Origin of the sequence: Planomonospora corallina (genome assembly GCF_042650625.1) — a bacterium.
GTDB classification, from domain to species: domain Bacteria; phylum Actinomycetota; class Actinomycetes; order Streptosporangiales; family Streptosporangiaceae; genus Planomonospora_B; species Planomonospora_B corallina.
This window is the reverse complement of sequence record NZ_JBHSBM010000031.1, coordinates 10,705-27,510: the sequence shown is the minus strand read 5'-3', so window position 1 is coordinate 27,510 and position 16,806 is coordinate 10,705. Positions and strand designations below refer to the sequence as shown.

The window sequence follows — 16,806 nt, the reverse complement described above, 5'->3', positions numbered from 1 at the left end:
GAACTGGAGGCGCGCGCCGCCGCGGCCGGGCCGGCCGCGCGCGCCATCCTCGAGGCGCAGTCGTTCATCGCCGCCGACCCGGGCCTGCACGAGTCGGTGGAGGAGAACACCGCGGCCGGCATGGACGCCGCCCACGCGATCGACGCCGCCTGCGCCCGGCACCGGGAGGCGCTGCTGGCCGCGGGCGGCCTGTTCGCCGAGCGCGCCGCCGACCTCGACGACATCCGCAACCGGGCCGTCGCCGCGGTGCTGGGCCTTCCGGTGCCCGGGATCCCCGACCCCGGCCACCCGTTCGTCCTCGTCGCCGCCGACCTCTCCCCCGCCGACACCGCGGGGCTCGACCCCGGCACCGTGCTCGCCCTGGTCACCGAGGAGGGCGGGCCGACCAGCCACACCGCGATCCTCGCCCGCGCTCTGGGGCTGCCCGCCGTGGTCCGCTGCCCGGGCGTCACCGGCATCGCCGACGGGACCCCGGTCGTGGTCGACGGGAGCACCGGGGAGGTCCGCACCGGCATCGGCGAGGAGGAGGCCGCCGCGGTCCGGGCGCGGTCCGCCGCCGAGCGCCGCCGCCTGGCCGCGAGCGCCGGCCCCGGCCGGACCGCCGACGGGCACCCGGTGGAGCTGCTGCTCAACATCGGCTCCGCCGCCGACCTGCGCCCCGGCGTGGACTCCGAGGGGGTCGGGCTCTTCCGCACCGAGTTCCTCTTCCTCGACCGGCGGCGGGAGCCGGGCTTCGACGAGCAGGTCGCCGCCTACGAGGCCGTCTTCCGAGCCTTCCCCGGCGGGAAGGTCGTCGTCCGCACGCTCGACGCGGGCTCGGACAAGCCGCTGCCGTTCCTCGGCGCGCGGCCGGAGCCCAATCCCGCGCTGGGCGTGCGGGGGCTGCGCGTGGCGCGCGTCCGGCCCGGGGTGCTCGACACGCAGCTCGACGCGATCGCCGAGGCCGCCCGCGCGAGCGGCGCCGAGCCGTGGGTGATGGCGCCGATGGTGTCCACCGTCGCCGAGGCGGACGACTTCGCCGCGCGGGCTCGGGAGCGCGGCATCACCCGGGTCGGCGCGATGGTCGAGGTCCCGGCCGCGGCGCTCCTGGCGGACCGGCTGCTGGAGCGGCTGGACTTCCTCAGCGTCGGCACCAACGACCTCAGCCAGTACGCCTTCGCCGCCGACCGGCAGCACGGGGAGCTCGCCGACCTGCTCGACCCCTGGCAGCCCGCGCTGCTCGCCCTGGTCGCCGCGTGCGCGCGGGCCGGGCAGGCTGCGGGCAAGCCCGTCGGGGTGTGCGGGGAGGCCGCGGCCGACCCGCTGCTGGCCACCGTGCTGGCCGGGCTCGGCGTCACCGGCCTGTCCATGTCCGCGCCGGGCCTGGCACCGGTCCGGGAGGCGCTGGCGGGCCGCACCCTGGAGCAGTGCCGGAACACCGCCCGGCTCGCCCTCGCCGCCGCCGGGCCGGCGCCGGCCCGGTCCGCCGCCCTGCGGGCAGGGTGACCGCTCCCGGACCGCGGGACCCGGGCGCGGGCCGGTCCCGCCGGCCGGGCGGATCACGGAGCGTGCGGTGGTCCCGAAGGCGATCACGAGAAGGAGCGGGCGTGGCTGATGACAGGGATTGGGACCGGCGTTCGCTGCTGCGGGGCGCCGCCGTGCTGGCCGACATCTCCCACAGCTTCTACAAGCCCTACAACGTCACCCTCGACTTCACCGGCATGAACGTCTACATCGCCCGTGGCAGGGCCGCCTGATCCCCCGCGGCCGCAGGTCCTTCCAGGACGGCGGCCCGTCCGGGACGGAGGGCGGGGCGCCCCGGCTACCCCGGGCAGTCCCGGGGGCCGACGCTCCGCCCGGCGCCGACGACGGTGACCCGGGCGGGGTTCTCCGGCGCCGTGGCGGCGGCCGTGCACACGATCTGCTCGACGGCCAGTGCGGACAGCTCGCCGACCGGAGTGGACAGGGTCACCACCAGGTGGCCCGCCGGTCCGGCGGTCACCGAGAACGGGCCGGCTTCGGGCGGGACCTCGGTGGTGAGCCCGTGCGCCTGCTCCCTCGCGGTGGGTCCGGCCGCCAGCAGCGTGAGCGTGTCCGCCCGGGACAGCGGACCGCCGGGCCGCGTCACCGCGTCGAGCCGGCCGTCCTCCACCAGGTAGAGGGTGACCGTGGCGGCCGGTGCGACGGGTCCGCTCGGCGGGTCGCCGGCGGGGATGGCGTCGCTGGGCCGCACGCCGCAGCCGGTCGCGGTGACGAGCGACACGAGGCCCGCGGCGAGCAGGCGGCGGGCGGGTCCGGTCCTCACTCGGGGTCTCCGTCCGGCTCGTGCGCCCGGCGCGGCAGGCGCAGTGTGAAGACGGCGCCGCCGTCCGGGGCGTTGGCGACGGTGAGCTCGCCCCGGTGCAGGCGCGCGTTCTCCCTCGCGATGGCGAGGCCGAGGCCGCTGCCCTCGGACCTGGCCCTGGCCGCGCTGGCCTTGTAGAACCGGTCGAACACGTGCGGCAGCACCGCTTCGTCCAGCCCCGGTCCGTGGTCGCGGACCTCCAGGGTGATCCGGTGCGGGTCGGCGGAGAGCCGTACCGACACCGGTGGCTCGCCGTGCCGCAGGGCGTTGCCGACCAGGTTCGCGAGGACGACGTCCACCCGGCGCGGGTCCAGCCGCGCCGTCACCGCGGCCGGGAGCTCGGTCCGCACCCGCTCCGACCAGCCCCGGGCCCGCAGGGTCGCCCGCACCAGCTCGGCCACGTCGACCTCGTTCGGCGCGAGGGCCGCGACGCCGGAGTCGAACCTGCTGATCTCGATGAGGTCGTTCACCAGGGCGGTGAGGTTGAGCGTCTCCTGGCTGACGAGCCTGGCGGCCCTGCCGGCGGGCTCGGGCAGCCGGGCCGCCTCCTCGTCGAGGACGTCGGCGACCGCGGCGAGCGCGGCCAGCGGGGTGCGCAGCTCGTGGGAGACGTCGGCCACGAACCGGCGGGCGTCGGCCTCCATCCCGCGCAACTGCTCGACGTGCCGTTCCAGCTCCGCGGCGGTGGTGTTGAACGTGCGTGCCACCTCGGCCAGCTCGTCGGAACCACGGACCGCGATCCTGGTGCGCAGCTCGCCCTCGCCCAGCAGGCGTGCCGCCCGGCCGAGCTCGCGCACCGGGCGCAGCACGCCGCGGGTGGCCAGCAGCGCCAGGGCGACCGCGAACGCCAGGGCCGCCCCGCCGGTGAGCCAGGCGGACGCGGCGAGCTCGTCGATGCTGTGCTGCTCGGGAAGGAGGCTGCGCACGGCGTAGACCTCGATGCCGGACGGGCGCGCCGTCCGGTCCCGCCCGGTGATCAGCAGCGGGGTGCCGATGACCAGGAAGGGGGCGTCCCCCCACACCACGCGTTGCCACGCGATGTCGCCGCCGGCCACCGCCCGCCGCAGCTCCGGCGGTATCGCCCCGAGGTCCAGGACCGGCACGTTCCCGCCCGGGCTCCGGTGCCCCGGCGGCGACGGGGGCGGCGGCGCGCCGGCCGACGCGTGCGTCCCGCGGTGGACGGCGACCGCGAAGACGTTCCCGTCGGTCACGGCGCCGGCGATCTCGCCGAGCTCGGCCGGGCCCGGTGCCGGGTTCCGCAGCGGGAAGAGCGCCTGCAGGCGGCCGGCCATCGCCTGCACCGCGGCGTCCTGGGTCCGCTGCAGGATGTCGTTGCGGGCCTGGACGTAGATCCCGCCGCCCACCGCCGCCGCGGTGACCACGCACAGCAGCGCGAACGCGAACAGCAGCCGGGCGCGCAGCCCCGGGCTCGGCCACGGTGCCATCGGCGGCTCACACCGGCCCGAACCGGTACCCGAACCCGCGCACCGTCTGCACGTAGACGGGCGCCGCCGAGTCGTCCTCGATCTTCGCGCGCAACCGCTGCACGCACGCGTCCACCAGCCGCGAGTCGCCGAAGTACCCGTGCTCCCACACCGACTCCAGCAGCTGCTGGCGGCTGTGCACCCGGCCCGGCGTGCCGGAGAGCTCGAGCAGCAGGCGCAGCTCGGTCGGGGCGAGGCTGACCGGCACGCCGCGGTTGGCGACCACCAGGGCGGCCCGGTCGATGGTCAGGTCCCCGTGCCGCTCCAGCTCCGCCTGGTCCCGGCCGATCCGCCGGAGCACCGCGCGGATGCGCGCCTCGAGCACCCTGGGCTGCACCGGCTTGACCACGTAGTCGTCGGCGCCCGCCTCCAGCCCGGCCACCACGTCCATGTCGTCGCCGCGCGCGGTCAGCATGATGATCGGCACCTCGCCGGCGGCCCGGATGCGGCGGCAGACCTCGAACCCGTCGATGCCGGGCAGCATCAGATCGAGCACGACGACGTCGGGAGGGTCCGCACGCAGCCGGTCCAGCCCCTGCTCGCCGGACTCCACGGCGCGCACCCGGTGCCCGTGCCGGGTCAGGGCCAGCTCGAGGCCCTCCCGCACGGCCGGGTCGTCCTCGATCAGCAGCACTCGCGACACGCCTCCGGGTCTCACACCACGCTCCGTAACTCGCCCGCCGGGTCGTACCCGTCCACTGTCGGCCGGCCGTGTCCCCGTCCCGTCCGCGCCGTGTCATGGTCGTGTCACGGTCGCGCCGGCGGTGGCCGCCGTCGACGAACGGTGATATGCGGCGGACAAGGCGTGCACATCGGGCGTCAATCGTAATTCGTCATGAGCGAATCACACATCCTCCCGCCGCGGCCTCGAGACCGGCTGTACACCGCGGTCACACTGGTGCTCGCCGTGCTGCTGCTGCCCGTGGCGTCCGTCCGCCGGCCCGGCCGCGCCCGCGAGCTGGCCTGCCGCTGGGCGTTGCGGATGCGGTTCCCCGCCGAGGACCTCACCGGGCTCACCGACGGGACCCTGGCGGCGTTCACCGCGGCGCGCACCGAGGCGCTCTGGCGGCACGGCCGGCTCATCGGCCTCACCTCGGGGTACCGCGATCCCGTCGTCCAGCAGCGGATGTTCGACGAGGAGGTGCGCCGCGCCGGCTCCCCGGCCGCGGCGCGGATGCTCGTGCTGCCCCCGGCGGAGTCCCCTCACGTCAGGGGCATCGCGCTGGACGTGCGCCCGCACGAGGGCGCGCGCTGGCTCGAGGAGCACGGCGCCCGCCACGACCTCTACCGCATGTACGACAACGAGTGGTGGCACTTCGAGTACCGCCCGGAGAGCGGCGGCACGCCGCCGCGGCGACGGCCCCACCCCGGCGCGGGCCACCTCATCGGCAGCGGGGAGCAGACGTAGTGCGGGCCGGGGGCGCGTCAGCCGGCCAGCGCGAAGCCGGCCGCCGCCTCCGCGTGCAGCCGGGCGCTCGGCAGCAGCGGGACGGCGGTGTCCTTCTCGGTGACCAGGAGCTCGATCTCCGTGCAGCCGAGGACGACGCCCTCGGCCCCGTCGGCCGCGAGCTCGGCGATGATCCGGGCGTACGCGTCCCTGGACGATTCCCGGAGCACCCCGCGCACCAGCTCCTCGAAGATCACGCGGTGGACCAGTTCCCGCTGCTCGCGCCGCGGGACCACCACGTCGAGGCCGTGGGCGGCCAGCCGGTCCCGGTAGAAGGGCTGCTCCATGGTGAAGCGGGTGCCGAGCAGGCCGACCCGGCGCATCCCCCGGGCGCGGACCTCCGCGCCCACGGCGTCGGCGATGTGCAGCACGGGCACGTTCACGGCCCGCGCCACGTCGTCGCTCACCCGGCTGAAGGTGTTGCTGCAGACGAGCAGGACCCCGGCGCCGAGGTCCTGCAGTCTCCTGCCGGCATCGGCCAGCAGCGTGCTCACCTCGTCCCAGCGGTCGGCGAAGACGAGGTCCTCGACGGTCGCGTAGTCGACCGACCAGATGAGGCTGTCGGCGGAGTGGCTGCCGCCGAGCCGTTCACGTACCCGCTGGTTGATGACCTGGTAGTAGATCACCGTCGATTCCCAGCTCAACCCGCCGATGAGACCGATGGCGCGCATGGAACTCCGTTTCGCTGGCCTGTGCCGGCGGCCTGGTCGGCGCCGGTCATGGTGAAGGCGACGCGCCGGCCGTCAGGCGCCGGCCAGCGCCCGGGCGCAGGCGCCGAGCCCGACCTCGCTGGACGCCTTGACGAACACCACGTCTCCCGGTCCGACGAGCGCGGTGGCCAGCCCGAGGGCCCCGGCCACGTCCTCGGCGGCGTGGACGGCCACGCCCCGGTCCGAGGAGCGCGCCGCCTCCGCCATCGCGAGCGCGTCCCCCGCTCCGACCGTGATCAGCACGTCGAAGCGGAGGTCTGCGACGAGCCGGCCCACCTCCGTGTGCCGGGCGCGGGAGGCGTCCCCCTGCTGCCCCATCGCGCCGAGCACGGCGACGGTACGGCGCGGGCCGGCCAGGGCCTTCACCGCCCGCAGCCCGGCCCGCACGGATTCGGGGCTGGCGTTGTAGGCGTCGTCGACGACGGTGACGCCGTCGGGCCGTTCCACGATCTCCAGCCGGCCCGCGGAGCGCCGCCGCGCGGCGTTCAGCCCCTCGGCGATCTCGGCGGCGCCCAGCCCGAGCGCGGTGGCGGCGGCGGCCGCGGCCAGGGCGTTGCCCACCTGGTGCTCGCCTATGAGGCCGAGCCTGACCGGGGCGCGGCCGGAGGGCGTCACCAGCTCGAACGCCGTTCGCGCCCGGTCGTCCATCCGCACCGCCTCGGCCCGCACCTGCGCCCGCGGCGACCTGCCGTACAGCAGGATCCGGGCCCTAGTGCGGCCGGCCATGCCCGCGACGTACGGGTCGTCGGCGTTGAGCAGGGCGAACCCGTCCGGCGGGAGCGCCTCGACCAGCTCGCCCTTGGCCTCGGCCACGTCGGCCGGACCGGTCCCCATGCGCGCCACGTGTGCGGTGCCGACGTTGAGCACCAGCCCGACCCGGGGCGGCGCGATCCCGGTCAGATAGGTCAGGTCGCCCTTCCGGCCCGCCCCCATCTCCAGCACCAGGTACCGGGTGGCGGCGTCGGCGCGCAGCACGGTGAGCGGCAGCCCGAGCTCGTTGTTGAACGACCTGTCGGTGGCGACCGTCGCGGCGTGCCGTTCGAGCACCTGGGCCAGCAGGTCCTTGGTCGTGGTCTTGCCCACGGAGCCGGTCAGGCCGATCACGGTCGGGCGGATGCGTGCGAGCAGGTGCCCGGCCAGCCGGCCGAGCGCGAGCCGGACGTCCTCGACCACGAGGGCGGGCACGCCGACGGGCCTCGAGGCCAGCACGGCGACGGCGCCGCCCGCGACGGCGCCGGCCGCGTGGTCGTGGCCGTCGGCGCGGGCGCCGGCCGTCGCGGCGAACAGGCCGCCGGGCACCACCTCGCGGGAGTCCGCCGCCGGGGGCGCCGTCACCGGCGCCTCCGGGTCGTGCACGTCGTGCATGCTCGCGCCGACGGCCCGCGCGATCTCGTTCAGCGTCATGGGGATCACGAGCCGCTCCGGGCGAGGGCGAGGTCGATGAGGCGGCGCAGCAGGTCCGGGTACGGGACCCCGCTGGCGGCCCAGGCCCGGGCGTAGACGGAACGGGAGGTGAACCCGGGCATCGTGTTGATCTCCAGCGCGTACAGGCGTCCCGTCTCCTCCTCGTAGAGGAAGTCGGCACGGGCCAGGCCGTAGCCGTCGATCGCCCGGAAGGCGCGCAGGGCCAGCTCGCGCACGTCCTCGGCCACCCGTTCCGGCAGCGCGGCGGGGATGGCGGCGATCTCGGCCCGGCTGAGGTACTTGGCCTCGTAGTCGAGCCAGTCGCCGGGCACGATGAGCTCGCCGGGCACCGAGGCCTCCGGCGTGTCGTGGCCGCCGAGCACGCCGCAGACGATCTCGCGCGCGGTCACGCCCTGCTCGACGACGACCGTCCGGTCGTGGGCCAGCGCCAGCTCCACGCCCGCGCGCAGCTCCTCCACGGAGGTGACGCGTGAGACGCCGATGGAGGAGCCCAGGCAGGCCGGTTTGACGTACATCGGCCAGCCGAGCGGCTTCACCAGGTCCCGGTGGTCGGTGGTGGTGCGCCATTCGTGCCCGGTGAACCACACGTGCGGGGTGACCGGGATGTCCTCCGCCAGGAACGCGCGCCGCATCGCGACCTTGTTCATGGCCACGGCCGACGCCAGGACGCCGCAGCCCACGTACGGGATGCCCAGCGTCTCCAGGTGCCCCTGGACGACGCCGTCCTCGCCGAACGGCCCGTGCAGCACGGGGAAGACCACGTCCGCCAGACCGCGCCGCAGCTCCACCGGCCACCTGCCCCGCCGGTCGATGACGACGGCGACGGGCTCGTACAGATCCCTCGGCAGGGCGTCGAGCACGGCCTGCGCCGACTGCAGCGACACCTCGTGCTCGGCGGACGGCCCGCCCGCCAGCACGGCCACGCGTACGCGTTCGCTCACGATCGATCAGCCTTCCTCAGCGGCACGGGGGCGGCCGGCCCCCGCCACCGGGGGTGCGGCCGGACCCGTCCACTGTCGGCCGTCCGTGTCCCCGCCCCGTCAGCGCCGTGTCATGGTCGTGTCACGGTCGCGCGGGCCGCCGTGTCATGGTCGTGTCACGGCCGCCCGGGCCGGGCGCGCCGGCCCGGGGGGATCGCGACGCCCTCCCCCGCGGCCGGGCCCGCCGCCTCCGGTCGCCGGCCGGTCAGGCGGTCATGGCGACCAGGATCCGGCGGGGGCCGGTGAACGGCTCCCTGCCGTGCGCGCACAACATGTTGTTGATGATCATCACATCGCCGCGGCGCCACGGGAACGCGAAGGACGCCTCGTCGTAGGCGGTCTTGATCGCGGCGAGGTCGGCCGGGTCGATCGGGGTGCCGTCGCCCAGATAGGCGTTCCGCGGCAGGTCCGCCTCGTCGTACAGCGACAGCAGCGCCTCCCGGACCTCCTCGTCCAGGCTGGTGACGTGGAACAGGTTCGCCTGGTTGAACCAGACCTGCTCCCCCGTGAGCGGCTCGGTCTGGGAGGAGGGCCGGTGGTGCCTGGTGCGCAGGCCGTCGTCGGTCCACTCGAAGGTCTGCCCGTGCCGCGCGCAGTACTCCTCCACCGCCGCGGGGTCGTCGGTCTGGAACGCCTCCTGCCAGGACAGGCCCAGTCCTTCCCGGAAGGCCCTGGCGTACACGACGCCTCCCGCGAACCTCCTGCGCACCTGTTCGGGGATCAGGCGGAGCACCGCCCTGCTGTCCGCGATCGGGGTGGCCCCGCCGGTGGCCGCGGCCGTGTCGCAGTAGAAGAACAGGTGGCCCGGCCAGGTGTCCGAGTAGGAGTTCTCGTTGTGCATCGGCAGCGGCTGGTCGGCCGGGTACTCGGTGGAGGTGTAGATGGACTCGGTCACGGACGTGCGCGGGGTGGAGCGCTCGGTGTAGCGCAGCGGGTCACCGCCGACGGCCCGGACGATCCGGTCGAACAGGTCGAGGTCGGGCGGCAGGTCGCGGAGCAGCACCGCGCCGTGCGTGGCGAGGGCCGCCCGCAGCCCGTCGCGGTGGGTCGTCACCCAGTCGAGGTGGTCGGTCATGTCGGGCCCGAGGCCGTACACCGCGATGGTGGTGTGCCCGTTGCCGTCCAGGTGGCCGGTCACCGGCCCGAGCCGGGCCGGGTCCGCGGGGATGACATCCGTCATGATGCGTTGCTTCCTTTCAGGCGGCGTTGCCGCTCCTGCATGCCGATCAGGTCGTCGGGGAGCGAGTCGGGCACCTCGGTGTCGAAACGGCGCAGCAGCGGGACGGCCGACGCGCAGACGGTGACGGCGGCCATCATCAGCGCGAAGACGATGTAGGTGAGGCCGACGCCCCGCCCGTCCCCGGTGCCGATGACCGCGCCGACCGAGCCGGCGAGCACGCCGCCCGGCCGCAGCATGGGGTCGAACAGGGCGGTGGCCAGGGGCGCCAGCACCGCGAACCCGAGCGGCAGGGTGGACCAGGAGATGGCCTGGTTGAGCGCGAGCACCCGCCCGTGGAACCGCTGCGGCACCTTGACCTGGACCAGCGTCACGTAGGTGCCCTGGGAGATGACCATCGCCATCGCCAGGCAGAAGACGCCGGCGGCGACCACGACCAGGGACGGCCGCAGGCCCATCACCAGGCAGCCGGCGGCCATTCCCAGGTTGCCCAGGAACACGCCGACCATCCGGCGCCTCCTCGGGCCGCCCCAGAGCGCCATCACGATCCCGCCCGCCACCGCGCCCAGCGCCTCGGCCACCGCCACCTGGGCGACCTGGTCGACGGTGCCGAAGGAGAGGGTCAGCGGGACGGTCAGCACCAGGGCCGGGCCGAGGAAGACGTTGGCGACGGCGAAGTAGACGACCATGTACCGGAAACCGCGGAGGTTCCAGGAGAAGCGCAGTCCCTCCGCGATCGAGGTGCCCAGCGGTTCCTTGCGGCGGAAGCCGAGCGTGTCGGGGAAACGCACGACCAGCAGCACCGTGACGGCGAACAGGTAGCTCGCCACATCGACGACCAGGATGCCGTGCAGGCCGATCACGACGTACAGCCCGGCGCCCATCAGGGGGGCGAACAGCATCGCGAAGCTGTTGGTGAGCTGGGTGAGGCCCACCGCGTGCCCGAGGTAGCGCTTGGGCACCAGCTGCGGGACCGCGGTCTGGAACGCCAGCCGCTGGAAGGTCCCGGCCATCGAGCTGAGCGGCAGCAGCACGTAGATCGTCCACAGGTCCAGCCGGTCGGCCCAGAGCAGCAGGGCGAGGCAGAGCTGGAGCACCCCCGCGGCGCCGCTGGCGGCGGCCATGACGCGCCGCCGGTCGAACCGGTCGATGAGCGGGCCGGCGAAGGGCAGCACCGCCACCCCGCAGATCAGCGTCAGCGCCCACAGCAGGCCGAGGTCGGCCACCGATCCCGTCCGGTCGAACAACCACACCGGGACGGCGAAGTTGGTCAGCGCCGACCCGGTCGCCGACACCAGCTGCCCGAGGGCGACACCGAGGAACCGGGAGTTGCTCGGCTGCACCGCGGGCGCCCCGGCGGCCTCGCCGGGTCCGTCCGGGTAGTGCGTGTCGTGCAGCGCCCACGGGGCGTCGGGACCGCGCTCGGCCGGGCCGTACCGGTCGGCGTGCCGGCGGGCCATCGCCGGGTGCACACCCGTGACGATCTCGGCCAGTTCGTCCGCACGATGCTTCAGGAAGAAGTGCCCCGCCTGGTCGAGCACGACCAGGCCCGTGGTGCCGGTGAGGAACTCCCATTCCCGGTACCGCTCGGCGTGGTAGTCGGTGACCGGGTCCTCCGAGCCCACCACCGAGATGATCGGGGCCCGCAGCGGTTCCGGGCGCTGGTCGAGCAGCTCGGTGAAGTACTCCTCGGCGGCCCGGGAGTCGGCCCGCATGTTGCCGATGATCCGGTCGGCCTGCTCCGGGTCGAGCTCGTCGGTGTCGACGCCCATGCCCTTCAGCCAGTTGGCGTACTGGCGGTTGCTGCGCAGCTTCTCCAGCCGGGTGCGCAGCGCGCCGACGACGCCCTTGAACCGCGCGAACGGGAACATCGCCCCGATGTAGACCGCTTCCACGTCCCGGCCCGCCTCGGCCAGCTTCCGTGCCGCGCCGACCGCGATGGCGCTGCCGACCCCGCAGTGCCCGTACAGGACCAGCGGGCCCTCCACCCGCTCCAGGATCTCCGCCGCGATCCGGTCCACCAGCTCGTGGAAGGGCAGCGACTCCTCGGTCAGGCCCACGTCGTGGCCGGGGATGGCCACCGAGAACAGCGCGTGCCCGGCGGGGAGGGCGTCGGCGAGCGGCTGGTAGACGATCGCGCTGCCGCCGCCGTACGGCACGCAGACGTACGACAGGGTGCGTGCGGCGCCCTTCGGGGTCAGCTCGTACAGCAGCGGCTGCGGGCCGGTGGCCGCCTCGGCTCCGGCGTCGATGAAGGCGGCCAGTTCGCGGACGGTGCGGTTCTGGAACAGGTCCATCACGCCGACCGGCCGTCCCGAGCCGTCGGACGCCCTGCGGATCCTGGCCACCACCTGGGTGGCGAGCAGGGAGTGGCCGCCGGAGTCGAAGAAGTCGTCGTGGACGCCGAGCCGTTCCACGCCGAGGACCTCGGTCCAGATCCCGGCCAGCATGCGTTCCGTGGCGGTCTCCGGCTCGACCAGTTCGGCGGTGGCGTCCCGCGTCGCCTGCGGGGCCGGCAGCGCCCCGCGGTCCAGCTTGCCGTTGGGCGACAGCGGGAGCGCGTCCAGGGTGACGAACGCCGTCGGCACCATGTAGTCGGGCAGGCGCCGTTTCAGCTCGGCCCTCAGCTCGGCGACGTCGACGCCCGTCCCGCCCGAGGCCGTCAGGTAGGCGACCAGCCGCTTGTCCCCCGGGCTGTCCTCGCGGACCACCACGACGGCCTCGGCGACGTCCTCCCGGTCCCGCAGCGCCGACTCGATCTCCCCGAGCTCGATGCGCAGGCCGCGCAGCTTCACCTGGTGGTCGATGCGGCCGAGGAACTCCAGGTCGCCGTCGTGGCGCCGGCGCGCCAGGTCGCCGGTGCGGTACAGCCGGGCGCCCGGGTCGGCGCCGAACGGGTCGGGGACGAACCGCTCGGCGGTGAGCGCCGGGCGGCGGTGGTACCCCCTGGCCACTCCCACTCCCCCGATGTGCAGCTCACCGGGGACCCCGATCGGGGCCGGTTGCCCGTGCCGGTCGAGGACGTAGAGCCGGATGTTCGCGATCGGGGCGCCGATCGGCAGGGTCACCGCCTCGGCCACGGCCTCGGGACGGCAGTGCCACGAGGTGACGTCGATGGCGGCCTCGGTGGGGCCGTACAGGTTGTGCAGCTCGCAGTCCGGCAGCGCGGCCGTGAACGCGGCCGCGGTGGCCACGGGGAGCTCCTCCCCGCTGCAGATCACCCGGCGCAGCGCCGTGCAGTCTCCCGCGGCCTTCTCGTCGTCGGCGAGGAACACCGCCAGCATCGAGGGGACGAAGTGCGCGGTGGTCACGTTCTCGCTGATCAGCAGCTCGCGCAGGTACGCCGCGTCCTTGTGGCCGCCGGGTTCGGCGAGCACCAGCCGGGCCCCGGCGAGCAGCGGCCAGAAGAACTCCCACACCGACACGTCGAACCCGGCGGGGGTCTTCTGCAGCACGACGTCGTCGCCGCCCAGCCGGTAGGTCCGCTGCATCCACTGCAGCCGGTTCACGATGCCGCGGTGGGTGTTGGGCACGCCCTTGGGCCGGCCGGTGGACCCGGAGGTGTAGATGACGTAGGCGGCGTTGGCGGAGGTGACCGGCGACCGGGGATCGCCGGCGGGCCGGTCCGCCCACTCGCCGGGGTCGTCGAGGTCCAGGACGGTCGCCCCGGTGGCCGGGACCGTCTCCCGCAGCCGCCCCTGGGTCAGCACGACCGGGGCGCCGGCGTCTTCGATCATGAACGCCAGCCGGTCGGCCGGGTAGTCCGGGTCGAGCGGCAGGTACGCCGCCCCCGCCTTGAGCACGCCCAGCAGCGCCACCACCAGCTCGGCCGACCGCTCGGCGTAGACGCCGACCAGGGTCTCGGGTCCCGCTCCCAGCCCGCGCAGCCGGTGCGCCACCCGGTTCGCCCGCTCGTCCAGCTCGGCGTAGGTGAGGTGGCGGCCCTCGAACGTCACCGCGATCGCGCCGGGCGTGCGGGCGGCCTGCTCCTCGACCAGGCCGTGCAGCGTCGCCCGCTCGTCCGGCTCGGCGCGGGTGTCGTTCCACACGTCCACCAGCAGCGCCCGCTCGCCGTCGTCCAGGATCGGCAGTTCCGACACCCGGGTGGCGGGGGCGGCGACGATCGACCGCAGGAGGGTGACGAACCGGGCCGCCATCCTCGCCACGGTCCGCTCGTCGAACAGCGCCGTGTTGTAGACGAACTTGACGATCAGCCCGTCCCCCACCTCGATGACGTGCAGTTCGAGGTCGAAGCGGGTGGCGCGCAGGTCCATCGGCAGCCACGTGATGCGCAGGTCGGAGCCGCCGGCCTCGTCGAGCCTGCCCATCCGGTAGTTCTGCAGCGCGAACATCGCCTGGAACACCGGTGACCGGCTGACGTCGCGGGGCACGCCGAGCGCGTTGACCAGCTGCTCGAACGGGACCTCCGCGTGGTCGAAGGCGTCGAGCACGCCGACCCGGGTCCGGTCGAGCAGTTCCTCGAAGGTGGGGTCGTCACCGAGCCGGGCGCGCATCGGGAGCATGTTGACGAACATGCCGACCACGTTCTCCAGCTCCGCCAGCGACCGGCCGGCCGAGGAGGACCCGACCGCGAAGTCGTCCTGGCCGGAGTGCCTCGCCAGCAGCACCTGGTAGGCCGCGAGCAGCGTCATGAACAGCGTCGCGCCGCGCTCCCTGGAGAACCGGTTGACCGCGCCGGTGAGCTCGGCGTCGACCTCGACGACGTACCGGTCGCCGTCGAAGACCTGGGTGGCGGGCCGCGGCCGGTCGGCGGGCAGCTCCAGGGCCGGCACTCCGGCGAGCCGGTCGCTCCAGAACTCCAGCTGCCGGTCCAGTTCGGCACCGGTCTGGGTCCGCCGCTGCCAGTGCGCGAAGTCGCCGTAGGAGATCGGCAGGCCGGGGAGCCCGTCCTGCGTACCGGTGCGCCGCGCGTGGTAGGCCGCGGCGAGGTCGCGCAGCAGCAGGTCCACCGACCATCCGTCGCCGACGATGTGGTGGGTCGTGACCAGCAGGCGGTGGTCGTCGCCGGCCAGCCTGACCAGCAGGGCGCGCAGCAGCGGGCCTTCCGCCAGGTCGAAGGGCTCGCCGGCCGCCTCGTCGATCAGCGCCTGCGCCGCGGCCTCGTCGTCCGCCGCCACGACGCGCAGCGGCACCGCGGCGGAGGGCTCGACGCGGACGACGGGCCGGCCCTCCGCGTCGGCGGGGAAGCGCATGCGCAGCGCCTCGTGCCGGACCGGGAGCGTCTGCAGCGCGGCTTCCAGCAGCTCGAGGTCGAGCTCACCGGCCAGGCGCATCGGGATCGGGATGTTGTACTGGCTCGTGCCCGGCGCGAACTGCTCCATGAACCAGACCCGCTCCTGCTGGTAGGACAGGGGCGGGGCGGTTCCCTCGGGGCGGAGCGGCACGGTGGTGGCGGCGCGCCTGCGCAGCCGCCGCTCCAGCAGCGCCCGGCGGGCGTCGGCCGGGGACTGCCGCGCGGTGGCCTCCGCAGCGGTCTCCGGGGTGGTCTCCGGGGTGGTCGTCATGTCCGGCCCTCACCTTCCGCGGCGAGCAGCCGCTCCACGGCTTCGTCGCTGAGCCCGTCGAGGTCCTCGGTGAGCCGCCGTTCGATCTCTGCCGCGAGGCCGGCGACCGTGGTGTGGGAGAACAGCCCGCGGACCGGGACGTCGACCTCGATCTGGCCCCGGATCCTGGCGATGGCCCGGATCGCCAGCAGGGAGTTGCCGCCGAGCTCGAAGAAGTCGTCCTCGGCGCCGACCTTCTCCACTCCCAGCAGCTCGGCGAACACCTCCGCCACCAGCTCCTCCGCGGCGGTGCGGGGCGCCGTGTACCTGCGCTCCGGGGCCGCCGGGGCGGGGAGCGCGGCGTGGTCGAGCTTGCCGTTGGCGGTCAGGGGGAGGGCGTCCAGCACGACGTAGCCGGACGGGACCAGGTGCGCCGGCAGGGTGGCGGCGAGCGCGCCGTCCACCGCCGCGACGTCCACCGCCGCGACGTCCGCCTCGCCGACCAGGTAGGCGACGAGCCGCCTGCCCTCGGAGGTGTCCTCGCGCACGCTGACGGCGGCGTCGCGGACGCCGGGCAGCGCGCGCAGCGCCGTCTCGATCTCGCCGGGTTCGATGCGGTGGCCGTGGAGCTTGATCTGGTCGTCCGCGCGGCCGGCGAACTCCAGGCTCCCGTCGGCACGCCGGCGCGCCAGGTCGCCGGTGCGGTACATCCGCCGGCCGGGAGGCCCGTAGGGGCACGGGACGAAGGCGGCGGCGGTGGCGCCCGGCCGGTTCAGGTAGCCGCGGGCCACCTGGGGGCCGGCGACGTAGAGCTCGCCGACGACACCGGCGGGCACCGGCCGCAGTCCGCCGTCCAGCACGTAGGCGGTGGTGCCGGGAGCCGGCCGGCCGATCCCGACCGACCCCGAATGGTCGACCGGGAGTTCCTCGCCCGGCGCCACCCTGGCCATGACGCAGCCGACGGTGGCCTCGGTGGGGCCGTACTCGTTGACGACGGTGGCGGACGGGTGCCGTTCCCGCCAGGCGGTGACCGCGTCGGCGGGCAGCGCCTCACCGCCCAGCACCAGGTCGACGGCGGGGGCCACCCGGTCGGGCAGCGCCGCCAGCAGCGTCAGGTGGCTGGGGGTGGCCTTGAGGAACGCCGGCCGGTCACCGGCCGCGGCGCTCTCGTCGAGGGCGGCGAGCCGTACCGCTCCCCCGACGGTCAGCGGTCCGAACAGGCCGGTCACGGTCAGGTCGAACGAGATCGGGGAGTGCAGCAGCGCCTGCCCGGCCAGGCCGGGGTAGGCGGCGCCGGCCCACGCCAGGTAGGCGGCCACCGAGCCCTGCTCGACCACGACGCCCTTGGGGGCGCCGGTCGAGCCCGAGGTGTAGATGACGTACGCGACGTTCCCCGGTCCGGCCGCGTGCGGGGAGCCGTCGTCCGGCCGCCCGGCCCGCTCCCCTGCGGCATCGGCGGCGGCGTCGACGGCGTCGTCGATGGCGGTGGCGGTGGCATCGGCGGTGGCGGTGGCGGTGGCGTCGTCGACGGTGAGCACGGTCGCGCCGCCGGCGGGCAGGGCGCCCGCCAGGTGCCGCTGGGTGAGCACCGCCGCGGCGGCGGAGTCCGCGAGCATGTACCTCACCCGGTCGGCCGGGTAGGCCGGGTCCACCGGCACGTAGCCCGCTCCGGCCTTCCACACCCCCAGCAGGGCGGGGAGCAGTTCCAGGCACGGCTCGGCGTACACCGCGACCAGCGACTCGGGGCCGGCGCCCG

At 75.0% G+C, this 16,806-nt stretch carries 12 protein-coding genes; 3 read left to right on the top strand and 9 right to left on the bottom strand.

Annotated elements, in window-relative coordinates:
• Both ptsP and ACFOWE_RS24975 read left to right on the top strand, forming a co-directional pair.
• The coding region (gene ptsP, locus ACFOWE_RS24980) for a phosphoenolpyruvate--protein phosphotransferase (protein WP_377291877.1) at nucleotides 1-1,485 on the top strand (1,485 nt) is incomplete at its 5' end.
• A 101-nt stretch (nucleotides 1,486-1,586) separates the two neighbouring features.
• Complete coding sequence (locus ACFOWE_RS24975) at nucleotides 1,587-1,736, top strand: hypothetical protein (RefSeq protein ID WP_377291875.1); 150 nt, start codon at nucleotides 1,587-1,589, stop codon at nucleotides 1,734-1,736.
• 65 nt (nucleotides 1,737-1,801) lie between these two features.
• On the opposite strand, the gene ACFOWE_RS24970 is transcribed toward ACFOWE_RS24975, so the two are convergent.
• The 3 genes from ACFOWE_RS24970 to ACFOWE_RS24960 are packed head-to-tail and all read right to left on the bottom strand — an operon-like array spanning nucleotide 1,802 to nucleotide 4,450.
• Nucleotides 1,802-2,284, bottom strand: a complete 483-nt coding sequence (locus ACFOWE_RS24970; protein WP_377291873.1) for a hypothetical protein — start codon at nucleotides 2,282-2,284, stop codon at nucleotides 1,802-1,804.
• Entirely contained in the window at nucleotides 2,281-3,768 is a 1,488-nt protein-coding gene (locus tag ACFOWE_RS24965) for an ATP-binding protein (protein WP_377291871.1), read from the bottom strand. Before ACFOWE_RS24965 ends, ACFOWE_RS24970 begins: the two co-directional genes overlap by 4 nt.
• Before the next feature lie 7 nt (nucleotides 3,769-3,775).
• Nucleotides 3,776-4,450: a response regulator gene (locus tag ACFOWE_RS24960; protein WP_377291869.1), complete on the bottom strand. Its 675-nt coding sequence runs from the start codon at nucleotides 4,448-4,450 to the stop codon at nucleotides 3,776-3,778.
• A gap of 192 nt (nucleotides 4,451-4,642) precedes the next feature.
• On the opposite strand from ACFOWE_RS24960, the gene vanY-N reads away from it, so the two are divergent.
• On the top strand, nucleotides 4,643-5,215 hold the full coding sequence (gene vanY-N / locus ACFOWE_RS24955; protein ID WP_377291867.1) for a D,D-peptidase/D,D-carboxypeptidase VanY-N: 573 nt from the start codon (nucleotides 4,643-4,645) through the stop codon (nucleotides 5,213-5,215).
• Between the two features lie 17 nt (nucleotides 5,216-5,232).
• Here the strand turns inward: vanY-N and ACFOWE_RS24950 are convergent, their stop codons facing one another.
• The 6 genes from ACFOWE_RS24950 to ACFOWE_RS24925 form a co-directional block, all read right to left on the bottom strand.
• Nucleotides 5,233-5,925: an aspartate/glutamate racemase family protein gene (locus ACFOWE_RS24950; protein ID WP_377291865.1), complete on the bottom strand. Its 693-nt coding sequence runs from the start codon at nucleotides 5,923-5,925 to the stop codon at nucleotides 5,233-5,235.
• 72 nt (nucleotides 5,926-5,997) lie between these two features.
• Entirely contained in the window at nucleotides 5,998-7,377 is a 1,380-nt protein-coding gene (locus ACFOWE_RS24945) for a UDP-N-acetylmuramoyl-tripeptide--D-alanyl-D-alanine ligase (RefSeq protein ID WP_377291863.1), read from the bottom strand.
• Entirely contained in the window at nucleotides 7,374-8,330 is a 957-nt protein-coding gene (locus ACFOWE_RS24940; protein ID WP_377291861.1) for a D-alanine--D-alanine ligase family protein, read from the bottom strand. Before ACFOWE_RS24940 ends, ACFOWE_RS24945 begins: the two co-directional genes overlap by 4 nt.
• Before the next feature lie 244 nt (nucleotides 8,331-8,574).
• Entirely contained in the window at nucleotides 8,575-9,549 is a 975-nt protein-coding gene (locus tag ACFOWE_RS24935) for a TauD/TfdA family dioxygenase (protein WP_377291859.1), read from the bottom strand.
• Complete coding sequence (locus ACFOWE_RS24930) at nucleotides 9,546-15,071, bottom strand: non-ribosomal peptide synthetase/MFS transporter (protein WP_377291857.1); 5,526 nt, start codon at nucleotides 15,069-15,071, stop codon at nucleotides 9,546-9,548. Before ACFOWE_RS24930 ends, ACFOWE_RS24935 begins: the two co-directional genes overlap by 4 nt.
• A partial coding sequence (locus ACFOWE_RS24925; protein ID WP_377291855.1) for a non-ribosomal peptide synthetase occupies nucleotides 15,068-16,806 on the bottom strand: 1,739 nt, incomplete at its 5' end. The genes ACFOWE_RS24930 and ACFOWE_RS24925, both read right to left, overlap by 4 nt.